Origin of the sequence: Microbispora bryophytorum (genome assembly GCF_006874465.1) — a bacterium.
GTDB classification, from domain to species: Bacteria; Actinomycetota; Actinomycetes; order Streptosporangiales; family Streptosporangiaceae; genus Microbispora; species Microbispora bryophytorum.
Genome location: NZ_VIRL01000001.1, coordinates 480227 through 492091 on the forward strand (window position 1 = coordinate 480227; position 11865 = coordinate 492091).

The window sequence follows — 11865 nt, forward strand, 5'->3', positions numbered from 1 at the left end:
TGGGGGGCGAGCCGGGGACGGAACAACCTGTCTCGTCTCCGGCCCGCCCGTGATCAGGCAAGCCCCGTGATCAGGTAAGCCTTATGATCAGGCAAGCACCGTGGTCACGTAAGCAACGGGTGCCAGCCGTCCCGGTAGCGGACACCCCCGCGACGGAGCCGGACCTCGTCGTGCCAGGTTCCTGGCACCGGTTCGACGCGGACCATCTCGGGCCGATCCACGACGACGCACACATCCTCGCCGGGCCACCACCAGCCGCAGGAGCGCACCAGTGCGGCCCAGTGGCCGAGGTGCTCGACTTCGTCCGGCCCGTAGGAGGCCAGTCCGAGCCGGTGCAAAGCGTCGTAGTAGGCGACCCATGCCGCGTCCTGCTGCCCGTACCAGCACGCCGACAGGGGCCTGCCGCCGGACAGCGCGTTGCGGACGGGCACGCGATATCCGTGCGCGAGGCTCCGGTGCAGTGCGGTGCGGATGCCCTGGTGCAGCACCACACCCAGTGGAACGCCGGCGTCGAGTGCCTTCAGCGGGGGCAGTTCGGGCCAGGGCTCGCCCCGCTTACCCTTCCGCGTCGGGGACAGCTCAGGGTCGGTGTGGGAGACACCGGCGCTGAGTGCGCCGCGCAACTGGGACTCGAGCATGGCCAGATCACTGGCCAGTGATGGTGTCCCCCGTGGATGAGGATCCCGGATCCACCCGTAGAGCTGGTCGAGAGTGGGCAGACCGGTGACAAGCGGGATCGCCTTGGCCGGTGAGTCGACCCATTCGAACCGGGGTTTCGGGCGAGAGATCCTCGCGTAGATCACGGTGAGGCTGTGTTCGGCAGTCCGCCGGGCGGCGGGCTGTGTGGACAGACCGTGGTCCAGCCACTCCTGCCGGATCTTGACTGCTTCCTGCCACCGGTCGCGAGCGCTCTTGCTCCGGACGTCGGCCACAGGTTCGGCGGCGGCATAGCGCCGCGTGAGCGCGGTCACCGCGCGTGGGCGTCGCCGCCCTTTCGGTTGGAGATCATGCCTCGATAATGGCCTGTGCTCCGCGGTGCGCGCAACCGCTCGATTGGTCCCCGCCCCAACCGCCGCTCGCATCCGCAGTGGATGGGCCGGTCGCGCCGAGGCGGGCACGCACGTCGCGCCGACCGGCCATCGCGACCCGGGCTTCCTCACGACGTGCTGCGCTGCGGCGGCATGCCAGTGGGCGACGAGCGTGCCTTGCAGCGTGGGTTCGAAGGTGACAGCATGCGCCGATGTATCCGATGAAGCTGATCGGCTCGACCCCGGGACAGTACGCGCTGGTGCTGAACGCGGGAACCACGCAGGTGGACGACGTGATAGAAGAACTCGGTCACGAGCCGAACGGATATTTCTGGGAAGGCGTCGCACAGGTGCTCGTCCGCACCGAGGCCCCTGCCCTGGAAGGCCGGTTCGCATACGACCCTGAAGGCGGCATGTTCTGCGCGTACGGCGGGGACCGTGGCGCGCTGGAGGACCTGGGCGCCCGGATGGCGGCCGTCGCCGCAGACGCCGACCGCATGCGGCGGCTCATTACGGCCGCCGAGGCGGACGGGTTCGAGTTCGACGACTGATCGCCTGCCGCTGAGCAGTAGACGGCAAGCCCGCCGGTCATCGGGCAACAGTGACGGTCAGCAAGGGAGCATCGGTGACAGGTATTTGGCATGACGAAGGAAAAGGGCTCGTACCTCTCCCGGCCCAGCGTTACGCGGACGAGCAGGCGCTACACAGCAGCATCGAACGCGCTCCAGCGATGTTGCCGCTTCCCGGTCAGCCAAGACTGGTGATTCTGGGCCGGGAGGTGCAGCTCGGCAATGGCTATGCCGATCTCGTGGCCGTGGACGCGGACAGTGGGCGACCAGTGGTCATCGAAGTGAAACTGGCCGCCAATTCGGATCGGAGAACCGTCTTCGCACAGGTTCTCGGATACGCGTCCTATATTTTCCGGCTGTCGGCGACCGCGTTCGAAGAGCTCATGCAGCCTTATGTGACCAAGCGTGGACACGCGACTGTCGCCGCCTTGGTGGCTGCCGAGGTCGGTGACGGGTCGTTCGACATCGATTCCTTTCGCAACGGCATGGCTGAGGAATTCGAAAAAGGGAATGCGCGCTGCGTTGTGGTCTTCGATGCCGCGCCGACCGACCTGATCGAGCTCGCAGGGTATCTGCAGACCGTCACCAACGATCGTCTGGACATCGATCTGGTGACGGTGACAGCCTACGACGTGGGTGGTAGCCAGGTGCTCGTCCCGCAACTGGTCGAACCGGAGCGCGCTTTGGCGGCCTCGATTTCGCCGTCGAGGATGCAGCGGGAAGCCAAGCCGACTTCGGGATCGGCTTCCTTCCGCGACAGCATCGACAGCGCCGATCCCTCCCATCGTGAGCTGCTCCGCCGGCTGTGCGACTGGGCGGAGCAATTGCAGTCGGACCGTTTGACCACCCTCTTCACCACCGTGGGCAAGGGCCGCTGGATCCTCAATCCGCGTCTTCCCGGCCAGAGCCGTGGAATGTTCACGATCTGGAATGACGGAGGCGCCTATGTGAGCCCGCAGCGCACCGTCATCCAAGCCGAGGCGCCGAACGCACTAGCCCGCCTGGACGAACGGCTTCCTGGCCAGATCGGTCAGAACAACTACCTGAAGTGCGACATCAACGACGAGGTGCTCGCGCTTCTGAGAAGTGCCTACGAGGAATCAGCTAATCGCAGAACTTCCGCAGAAGAGTAGAGGCCTGCCCAATGCCGCGTTGACGCCGACATGGGTTGCGCCACGGGCGGGGTGTCTCCGCGGCCCGGGCGAGGGCGCACCCGGAGTGTCGATCCACATGGGCTCGACGCCGCCGTGTCGGGCGCGGTTACAGGGCGTCGGGGCGCCAGCCGGTGGCATCCCGCTCGGTGATCTCGCGCAGGACCCGGGCGGGGTTGCCGGCGGCGATGACGCGTGCGGGGACGTCTCGGGTCACGACGGCCCCGGAGCCGACGATCGCGCCGTCGCCGATGGTCACGCCGGGGTTGATGGTGACCCCGCCCCCGATCCACACGCTGTCGCCGATGGTCACGGGCCTGGCGTAACAGGCCCCCGCGACGCGCTCGTCGGGATCGATGGCGTGGTTGGAGGTGTAGATGCTCACGCGCGGCCCGAGCAGGACGTTGTCGCCGATCGTGATGCGTGCGCCGTCGAGCATGACGGCGTCGAAGTTGGCGTAGAAGCCGGCGCCGAGGCTGATGTTGTAGCCGAACTCGCACCGGAAGGTGGGCTCAAAGTGCGCGCCGGGGCCCACGTGGTGGAGCAGGTCACGGAGGAGGGCCTCGCGCTGGGCCTGGGGAGCTCCGAAGCTGTCGTTGTAGGCGTTGGTGAGCAGCACGGCACGCTGCCGGGCGGCGACCAGTTCGCCGGTCAGGTCGTTGTACATCCGCCCGGTGAGGATGTGGGCGCGCTGTGCCTCAAGGCTCACGGTCGTCTCCTGCGTTCGGTCTTCGTCGGCTGCGCGGTCGCCTTCGAGCCGGGCCGCGCAGGCGCCGATTCGGGCACTCGTCGAGGACCAAGTGTCGCGGAACCGGCGACCGCCGCTGACGGGACCTCTCCTGCGGAGAGCGTGGTCCGCAGCGTTCGCGCGAGCGCCGGCGGCGATCTCCTCCTGGGCCGTCACCCCGTCACCCCGTCACCCCGTCACTCCGTCACCCGCGTCATCGGTCGCTCATCTCCGTGCCAGCGCCAGGTAGCGCTCCTCGGTGTCGTCGTAGTCGAGCAGGGTCCAGCCGGCGGCATCCAGCAGGGGACGGAGATTGTGCTCGGCCCGTATGTCGGCGGGGGTCAGGGTGCGGCCACGCCGCGCCGCGAGCACCGCGCGGCCCACGGGGTGGAACAACGCCAGCATCCCGCCGGGGCGGGTCACCCGGGCCAGCTCGGACAGCACGGCCGCCGGCAGGAGAACGTGGGAGATCAGCCCGGAGGCCAGCACGCCCTCGGCCACGCCGTCGCGGAGTGGAAGCCGCCCGACGTCGGCGATCACCAGCCGGCCGAACTCACCCCGTCCCCGCTCGCGACCGGACCGGATCATCTCCGGGGTGACGTCCACGCCCACCACGTGCCCGGCGGCCCCGACCGCGTCCCGCAGCAGGGGGAACGCACGGCCGGTTCCACATCCGGCGTCGAGGACCAGCCCCCCGGCGGGCAGGGCCATCTCGGCGATCGCGGCGGCGAAGGCCGGGCCGTCGTCGGGATACTTCTCCTCCCAGGTGGCCGCCCTCGCGGCGAAGAACTCCCTGGTCTCCTCAAGGGATCGATCGTTCATGGTCTGCGGCTCCTCAGCGGAAGGAGGTGGATGAACGATTCGACCACGGTCCGGGCCTCGTCACGAAGCCGGGCGACCGCCCCAGAGGGGCTCGGACAGGGCGCTGCCCGCACTGCCGGGGATGACGATCCGGGCTCCATACGCCGGCAGGGACCGCCGGGCGAGGTCCGAGCGCCAGGTGGGGATCGGCCCCGCCTACGCCGGTAGATCGACAACTGCGCCTGCTCCCGGTGCGGCCGTCGGGGATCATAGGACGTGGCTGCTCCCGGGACAGGAAGGCGGGCGTGATGGACTTCCGCGACGACGTGGATCTCGACGCGTCACAGGTGGAGGAGGGCGGCGGCGGGTTCTCAGGTGGCGGGTTCCCGGGCGGCGGGCTCGCGATCGGCGGGGGCGTCGTGGGTGTCGTCGCCCTGGTCGTCGCCCTGGTTCTGGGGGTCAACCCGGCCGATCTCCTCAGCGGTGGAGGCTCCTCGTCCGGCGGGTCCACGGGCGCGCGCCCTGCCTCGGATCCGACCTCGCGAGATCTGAGCGAGTGCAAGAAGGGCAGCGACGCGGACCAGTCGGAGAAGTGCCGCGTGGTGGGGGTGGTCAACAGCGTCCAGAAATACTGGCGGGACGCCTTCGCCGAGCGGGGCGGGCAGTCGTACCGCAACGCGCGGACCGTCCTGTTCACCAACGCCGTGAGTACGGGCTGCGGCCAGGCGAGCTCGGCCGTCGGCCCCTTCTACTGCCCGGCCGACAGCCGGGTCTACCTCGACCTCGGCTTCTTCAAGGAGCTGGAGAGCGAATTCGGCGCGAAGGGCGGGCCCTTCGCGCAGGCGTACGTGATCGGTCACGAGTACGGCCACCACGTGCAGAACATCCTCGGCACCAACCGGCGGGCCGCCGGCGACAGCCAGGGCGCGGGCAGCGCCTCCGTACGGCTTGAGCTTCAAGCGGACTGCTACGCCGGGGTGTGGGCGAAGAACGCGGTGGACACGGGGTTCTACGAGAGCCCGTTCACCAAGGCGGACATCCAGGAGGCCCTGGACGCCGCGGCGGCGGTGGGCGACGACAGGATCCAGGAGCGCTCCCGGGGCAGGGTGGACCCCGAGGGGTGGACGCACGGGAGCTCCCAGCAGCGGGTCAAATGGTTCACCACGGGCTATACGACGGGCTCTCCCGCCCGGTGCGACACGTTCTCCGGCGCGGTCTGACGTTTTCCCTGCCGCCTGGACGCTTACTGAGGCTTTCCCGCCTCGAACTACTGGCGTTCCCCATGTGACGTGCATTGTGGGGAGGGCGTGCATTGTGGGGAGACAGTCGTCGCGGGGCGGGGGGCATCCGATGACGCAGGGGCTGCACCAGTTCATGGCGATGGCGGGCCCATGGGCCTACCTGGTGGTCGGGCTGATGGCCTGCGCGGAGACGGGGGCGCTCGTCGGGCTCGTGGTGCCGGGTGAGATCACCCTGCTGATGGCCGGTTTCCTCGCCTTCACGGGGCACGTGAGCCTGCTCGTCATGATGGTCGTGGCCGGCGTGGGCGCGGTCGCCGGGGATTCGATCAGCTACCGGATCGGCAGGCGGCTGGGGCCTCGCGTGCGCGCCAGCCGGCTGGGCCGCCGGGTGAGCGCGGAGCGATGGGACCGCACGGAGGACTACCTGCGGCGGCGCGGTGGATGGGCCGTCCTGTTCGGCCGCTGGGTCGGTCTGCTGCGCGCCCTGGTCCCCATGCTGGCCGGCATGGGACGCCTGCCGTACGCGAGATTCCTCGCCTACGGGGTGCCCGGCGGGCTGGCCTGGGGGGCGGGCACCGTCGCGCTCGGGTACGCCGCGGGGAGCTCGTACGAGCTGGTGGAGCAGTTCTCCGGGCGGGTCGGTCTCCTGGTCGCGGCCGGCCTGGTCGCGCTGGCCGCCGCCGGCCTGGGCGTCCACCGGCTGACCCGGCCGCGAACGCCGGTCGTCGCGGAGTCTGTCGGGGCGGAGTGTGCCAGGGCGGAGTCTGTGGGGGCGGAGTGTGTCAGGGCGGAGCGCGCCAGGGCCACGCCCTCCGGCCGCCCGGTGCAGAGGTAGGGATGCTGCGCCGCACGCCGGCCGGCGGCTCACGGCCGCGCCCGTGCGGTCAGCGACCAGATGCTCCAGGCGAACCAGCCGACCGGGATCTCGATCAGGTGGGCGAAGAACCAGAACAGCAGCACCGCCGCCGTGGCCGCCCCGGGTGCGACGCCGAAGCCGATCAGCGCCAGCGCGGTCGCCGACTCGCTGATCCCCGATCCGCCGGGTGTGATGACGGCGGTGGTCAGCACCCGGTTGATCGCGAAGGCCGCGACCGCCTCGGGGACGGCGACCTCGGCACCGGTCACGCGCAGGCATCCGATGAACAGCACGCACTGCAGCGCCATGTAGGCGACCATGCCGAGCGTGAGCCGGGGCCACCGCGTACGAGTGATCTCGATGGTGGAGTGACGCAGGTCGAGCAGGAAGTCGCGCAGGCACGGCTTTCGCCTGAGCGGCAGGAATCGGACCACCCGATCCAGGCCCCGCCCCAGCAGGTCGGCCACCGCCTCCCGGTGGAGGGCGGCCGTCATGGCGACGACGACGCCGATGAGCAACGCGCCGCCGACCCCTGCGGCCGTCGCGAGCCGGCGATCCGGCATGTATCCCGCGCCGAGCAGGCAGCCGAGTCCCACGGCGGGGAGCAGGAAGCGGGACAGCAGGTTCCACACGCCCGTCACGACCGTCGAGGCCACCACCGGCCGCCGTCCGAAGCCCCACCTGGTCATCATGGTGAAGGTCATGGCCACGCCCACGGCCCCGCCGAACGGCAGCATGTTGCTGGCGCCGCTGCCGACGCAGTTGACCAGCAGCGCCCGGCGCCTGCTCAACCCGGGCAGGGAGTCGCTCAGCACGTTCGAGTACGCCCACAGCCCGGCCGCCCACACCCCGGTGAGCACCGCCATCGCGCCCCAGCCGATCCGCACCAGGCGTTCGTCGAGCTGCCCCCAGGTGACTCCGGTGATGTGCGGAAGGAACGAGATGAGCACGGCCGCCAGCGCCAGGGAGATCAGCGACATGACGACCCTGCTCCGGGGCGCGCGGCCCGTCGCCGCCTCCGCCCCCGCGTCCGCCTCCGCCTCTGCCTCCGCCGAAATGGTCTCCACGCCGGTTCGCCACCTCCACCCTGTCCGCTTCATCCGTATTAACGAGTCAAATGAAGAACAATCCCAAACATGCATTTTGAGCAAAATGGGCGGCAAATTTACGGCAGCGCCGATCAGACCGTTCGCGGGCCTTCCGCGCCCAGCGGCTCGGCGACGTCCTCCAGCGAACGGCGAGCCGCCTCCACTCCCATGAACCACTGCACGAGCCCGGCGGCGATCATCAGGACAGCCCCGATGAGGTATCCCACGACGACGTTGCCCACGCTGTGGCTCTCCACCAGGTGGCCGAACAGCACGGGGCCGACGATGCCTCCGAGGCCGGTGCCGAGCGCGTAGAAGAACGAGATGACCACCGGCCGCGTCTCCATCGGGAAGATCTCCGAAACCGTCAGGTACGCGGCACTCGCCCCGGCCGAGGCGAAGAAGAACACCGCCATCCAGCAGATGGTGAGTGTCTCCGGCGACAGCAGGTCCGCCTGGAACAGCGCGGCCGTCCCGAGCAGGAGCACCCCCGATGTCCCGTACGTGCCGGCGATCATCGGGCGGCGTCCGACCGAGTCGAAGAACCGGCCCAGCAGCACCGGACCGAGGAAGTTGCCGATCGCGATCGGGATGAGATACCAGGGCGTGTCGTCGTCCAGGACGGTGAAGAACGTCGAGAGGACCAGGGCGTAGGTGAAGAAGATGGAGTTGTAGAGGAACGCCTGGCCCACGAACAGCAGCAGGCCGACCGCCGTCCGCCGGGGATATCGGCGCATCAGGGTGGCGGCCACCTCGGTCAGCGGAGTGTACCTTCGCGGGGTGATCCTGATCCTGGCGCGGGGCGGATCGAGGCTCCGGCCGGCCTGCTCCCGCACCGTCGCCTCGATGTGATCAATCGTCTCCTCCGCCTCCCGCACGCGACCGTGGATCAGCAGCCAGCGTGGGCTCTCCGGCGGCGGCGCGAGCCGCCGGACCAGCAGGATCACCGAACCGAACAGCGCGCCGAGCCCGAACAGCAGACGCCAGCCGAGGTCGGTCGGAAGCATGCTCATGTTGAGCACGGGGATCGCGATGAGGGCGCCGAGAACCGTGCCGAGCCAGAAGGAGCCGTTCACCGCGAGGTCGACCCTCCCGCGCACCCGCGAGGGGATGAGCTCGTCGATCGCCGAGTTGACCGCGGCGTACTCGCCTCCGATGCCCATGCCGGTGAAGAACCGGCACAGATAGAAGTCCCACGCGTGATGGGAGAAGGCGGTGGCCAAGGTGGCGGCCAGGTAGAGGGCGAGCGTCACCAGGAAGATCCTCGTACGTCCGAAGCGGTCCGTCAGGTGGGCGAACAGGAGCGCGCCGGCGCAGGCGCCGGCGATGTAGATTCCGGCCGCGATCCCGACCTGGCTCTCGGTGAGCCCCAGTCCGCTGCCCGGCTCGGTGATCCTCGGGCCGATGACGCCGACGATCGTGACCTCGATGCCGTCGAGGATCCAGACGGTGCCGAGACCGAGCAGCACCATCCAATGCCAGCGAGCCCAGGGGAGCCGGTCCAGCCGTCCGGGGATGTCGGTGCTGATTTGCCCGAACATGTCACCCCCTTTTCGCAGGATATGACGCTGTATCCGGCCATATCAGGAGTGGCGCGGGATACACGGGCATCAATCCCTCTCCGGGCCCTCGGTGTTCGAGCGGGGCCGACGGATACCGGGCGCGAGTGGGGGCCGGAGTCCGATCCAGGACAGGCCGCAGGAGGAACCCGAAGCGCGGCGCGGACGGCCGGTCCGAGACGCGGGCGCCCACCACGTACTGATCTCGTGCGGAGGGCGGCTGATGGACAGGGCACCTTCTCGTGACGTCGACAGGGCCGGAAACACCCGGCGAGGGCCCTTCCCGGCGACAGGCGCCGATCCGGCCGCGGAAACCGGGACGAATTCCGGGCGGCGAGAACATCAGGGGCGAGAGCCGGGCTCCCCGCCGCTCCGGATGGGCGACGCGTACGGGCTCGGCGGCGATCTGGCCATGGTCAGGGAACGGCGGTTCGCCCTGTTGCTCGCCGCTCGCACCGTCTCGGTGCTGGGCAGTGGCTTCGCTCCCATCGCCCTCGCCTTCGGCGTCCTCGCGCTGCCCGGTGCGAGGGCGACGACGCTGTCGGCGGTCCTCGCCGCCCAGGCGCTGCCGATGGTGGCCTTCCTCCTGCTCGGAGGGGTCGTCGCGGACCGGATGCCGAGGCACCGGGTGATGACCGCGGCGGAGTCCGTCAACGCGGCGGCCCACCTCTGCCTGGCCGCGATGATGCTGACGAAGTGGGCGCCACTCCCCCCGCTCCTGGTGGCGAGCGCCGTCAGCGGCATCGCCGGCGCCATGCTGTTCCCGGCGCTGACCGGGATCATCCGCGACGTGGTCCCGCCCGGCCGGTTACACAGTGCCAACGCCCTGCTCGGGATGGGGACCAACGTCTCGAAGATGGCGGGTCTCGTGCTCAGCGGCGGCGCCGTGGTCCTGATCGGCAGCGGCTGGGTGCTGATGACGAGCGGTGTCATGTTCGCCGTCGCCGCCGTGCTGGTCACGATGCTCCGCGGTTCCCCCGGTCAAGGCTCACCCGGTGGCGCCCACTCGGTGCTGGCCGATCTGCGGGACGGCTGGCGCGAGTTCGTCTCCCGGCAGTGGCTGTGGGTGGCCGTGGCACAGTTCTCGATCCTGATGATGGCCGTGCAGGCGGCGTACGGCGTGCTCGGCCCTCTGGTCGCCAGGCAGCACATGGGCGGCGCTCCCGCCTGGTCGGCGGTCCTCGCCGGCGAGGCCGTCGGAATGGCCATCGGGGTCGTCCTCGCCTTCCGGCTGCGTCCCCGGCGGCCCGTCATGGTCGCGACGCTCCTCACCCTGCCCACCGCCGCGCCGTACGTGCTGCTCGGCGTCGGCGCGCCGCTGTGGTCCATCGTGAGCGGGGCCCTCGTCGCCGGCGTCTGCTTCGACATCTACGGCGTGCTGTGGAACACCACGGTCCAGCGGGAGATCCCGGGCGAGTCGCTGTCGCGGGTCAGCTCCTACGACTCGCTCGGTTCCCTGATGCTCGGGCCCCTGGGCATGCTGCTGGCCGGTCCGCTGGCCGTCACGGTCGGCGCGCAGCCCGCGCTGATCGGGTGCGGCGCGATGGTGGTGCTGGTCTCCATGCTGGCCGTGCTCTTCCCGGGGGTGCGGGAGCTCCGGGTCCCGGACGTACGGGCCGTGCCGACGAGATCTTGATCACCTCGGGGCAGTCTTTACCGGCGGGCGGAACCCGGCCACGGCCCTTGATCGTTCAGGTGGGCGGCTGACACACCTCATCGATCGTCGACAGGGAGAAATACGTGGTCTTCAAGCGGATGCTGGCCGCTCTCGGAGTGGGCGCCCCCTCGGTGGACACCGTGCTAACCACCCCGCGAGTCCGGCCGGGCGGCGTGCTCACGGGCGAGGTGCGCCTGACCGGCGGCGACTTCGACGCCGAGATCGAGGACATCACTCTCGGCCTGGTCGCCGCGGTGGAGATCGAGCACGGCGACGGCGAGAGCGCGGGGCTCGGCGAGTTCTCCCGTGCCCGGGTGTCCGGCCCGTTCACCCTGCGCCAGGGCGAGAACCGGAGCGTCCCCTTCCAGATCCCGGTGCCGTGGGAGACCCCGATCAGTGAGATCGACGGGCAGCGCCTGACCGGCATGGCCCTCGGCGTACGCACCGAGGTGGCCATCGCCAAGGCCGTCGACAAGGGCGACCTCGACCCGATCGCCGTCGAGCCGCTCCCCTCGCAGTTCCGCGTCCTGGAGGCGCTCCTCCAGCTCGGTTTCGCCTTCAAGTCGGCCGATCTCGAGGCCGGCCACCTGTACGGCGTGCGCCAGGAGCTGCCGTTCTACCAGGAGATCGAGTTCTACCCGCCCCCGCGGCACGCCGGTGCGGTGGGGGAGGCCGAGCTCACCTTCGTGGCCGACCCCGCGGGTCTGGAAGTGATCCTGGAGGCCGACAAGCGAGCCGGTCGTTACTCCGGCGACGCCATCGGCCGCTTCCGCGTCAGTCACGAGGACGCGGCGCGCATGGACTGGCCCGGCGAGCTCGACCGCTGGCTGACCGGGCTCGCCCAGTACGGCTCCCAGCACTCCGCTCCCCACGGTGCCCCCTACGGCGCACCGTACGGCGACCATCACGGCGGCCACTACGAGGACCACCATCCCCACGGTCACCACGAGCAGCGCGGTGGCCCCGGCTGGGGCGTGGTGGCCGCGGCCGGCGCCGCCGGGGTCGTCGGCGGCCTGGTGGCCGGCGAGGTGATCGAAGAGATCTTCGAGGACGACGAGGACGAGGGCGGGGACGGCGACTGGTAACCCCCCGCCGGCCGCCCCTCCGCCCGGCACGCCGCCGTCGGGGGGCGCCGCCGTCGGGGGGCGCCGCCGAGTTCGGGTCGAGAACGCCGCCACCGGATGAAGC

The 11865-nt window shown here is 70.2% G+C and carries 11 protein-coding genes; 6 read left to right on the forward strand and 5 right to left on the reverse strand.

Annotated elements, in window-relative coordinates; genetic code table 11:
- Positions 1 to 104 precede the first annotated feature (104 nt).
- Entirely contained in the window at positions 105 to 971 is an 867-nt protein-coding gene (locus tag FLX07_RS02335) for a DUF6745 domain-containing protein (protein WP_208762034.1), read from the reverse strand.
- Between the two features lie 269 nt (positions 972 to 1240).
- Here FLX07_RS02335 and FLX07_RS02340 point away from each other — a divergent pair, with 269 nt between their 5' ends.
- Both FLX07_RS02340 and FLX07_RS02345 read left to right on the forward strand, forming a co-directional pair.
- A complete protein-coding gene (locus FLX07_RS02340) occupies positions 1241 to 1579 on the forward strand; it encodes an Imm51 family immunity protein (protein WP_142567734.1) in 339 nt (112 codons plus the stop codon).
- 50 nt (positions 1580 to 1629) lie between these two features.
- Positions 1630 to 2730, forward strand: a complete 1101-nt coding sequence (locus tag FLX07_RS02345) for a PDDEXK family nuclease (RefSeq protein ID WP_142567735.1) — start codon at positions 1630 to 1632, stop codon at positions 2728 to 2730.
- A gap of 127 nt (positions 2731 to 2857) precedes the next feature.
- Here the strand turns inward: FLX07_RS02345 and FLX07_RS38225 are convergent, their stop codons facing one another.
- Together FLX07_RS38225 and FLX07_RS02355 are read right to left on the reverse strand one after the other, a co-directional pair.
- Positions 2858 to 3457: a sugar O-acetyltransferase gene (locus FLX07_RS38225; protein WP_142567736.1), complete on the reverse strand. Its 600-nt coding sequence runs from the start codon at positions 3455 to 3457 to the stop codon at positions 2858 to 2860.
- 243 nt (positions 3458 to 3700) lie between these two features.
- On the reverse strand, positions 3701 to 4297 hold the full coding sequence (locus FLX07_RS02355) for a class I SAM-dependent methyltransferase (protein ID WP_142567737.1): 597 nt from the start codon (positions 4295 to 4297) through the stop codon (positions 3701 to 3703).
- 287 nt (positions 4298 to 4584) lie between these two features.
- On the opposite strand from FLX07_RS02355, the gene ypfJ reads away from it, so the two are divergent.
- On the forward strand, positions 4585 to 5496 hold the full coding sequence (gene ypfJ / locus FLX07_RS02360; RefSeq protein ID WP_142567738.1) for a KPN_02809 family neutral zinc metallopeptidase: 912 nt from the start codon (positions 4585 to 4587) through the stop codon (positions 5494 to 5496).
- 130 nt (positions 5497 to 5626) lie between these two features.
- A complete protein-coding gene (locus tag FLX07_RS02365; protein WP_142567739.1) occupies positions 5627 to 6352 on the forward strand; it encodes a DedA family protein in 726 nt (241 codons plus the stop codon).
- Positions 6353 to 6381: 29 nt separating this feature from the next.
- Here FLX07_RS02365 and FLX07_RS02370 read toward each other — a convergent pair whose 3' ends face one another.
- Both FLX07_RS02370 and FLX07_RS02375 read right to left on the reverse strand, forming a co-directional pair.
- The gene (locus FLX07_RS02370; protein WP_167748084.1) at positions 6382 to 7440 is read right to left on the reverse strand and encodes a lysylphosphatidylglycerol synthase transmembrane domain-containing protein; all 1059 of its coding nucleotides are present in this window, start codon (positions 7438 to 7440) and stop codon (positions 6382 to 6384) included.
- A gap of 113 nt (positions 7441 to 7553) precedes the next feature.
- Positions 7554 to 9002, reverse strand: a complete 1449-nt coding sequence (locus tag FLX07_RS02375; protein ID WP_167748085.1) for an MFS transporter — start codon at positions 9000 to 9002, stop codon at positions 7554 to 7556.
- Positions 9003 to 9396: 394 nt separating this feature from the next.
- On the opposite strand from FLX07_RS02375, the gene FLX07_RS02380 reads away from it, so the two are divergent.
- The gene (locus FLX07_RS02380) at positions 9397 to 10656 is read left to right on the forward strand and encodes an MFS transporter (protein WP_142567741.1); all 1260 of its coding nucleotides are present in this window, start codon (positions 9397 to 9399) and stop codon (positions 10654 to 10656) included.
- 104 nt (positions 10657 to 10760) lie between these two features.
- Entirely contained in the window at positions 10761 to 11762 is a 1002-nt protein-coding gene (locus tag FLX07_RS02385) for a sporulation protein (protein ID WP_189104857.1), read from the forward strand.
- Positions 11763 to 11865 lie beyond the last annotated feature (103 nt).

Coding starts and splice junctions, on each gene's coding strand:
- FLX07_RS02340 (WP_142567734.1), top strand. CDS start 1,241: ATGTATCCGATGAAGCTGATCGGCTCGACCCCGGGACAGTACGCGCTG.
- FLX07_RS02355 (WP_142567737.1), bottom strand. CDS start 4,297: ATGAACGATCGATCCCTTGAGGAGACCAGGGAGTTCTTCGCCGCGAGG.
- ypfJ (WP_142567738.1), top strand. CDS start 4,585: ATGGACTTCCGCGACGACGTGGATCTCGACGCGTCACAGGTGGAGGAG.
- FLX07_RS02365 (WP_142567739.1), top strand. CDS start 5,627: ATGACGCAGGGGCTGCACCAGTTCATGGCGATGGCGGGCCCATGGGCC.
- FLX07_RS02375 (WP_167748085.1), bottom strand. CDS start 9,002: ATGTTCGGGCAAATCAGCACCGACATCCCCGGACGGCTGGACCGGCTC.
- FLX07_RS02380 (WP_142567741.1), top strand. CDS start 9,397: ATGGGCGACGCGTACGGGCTCGGCGGCGATCTGGCCATGGTCAGGGAA.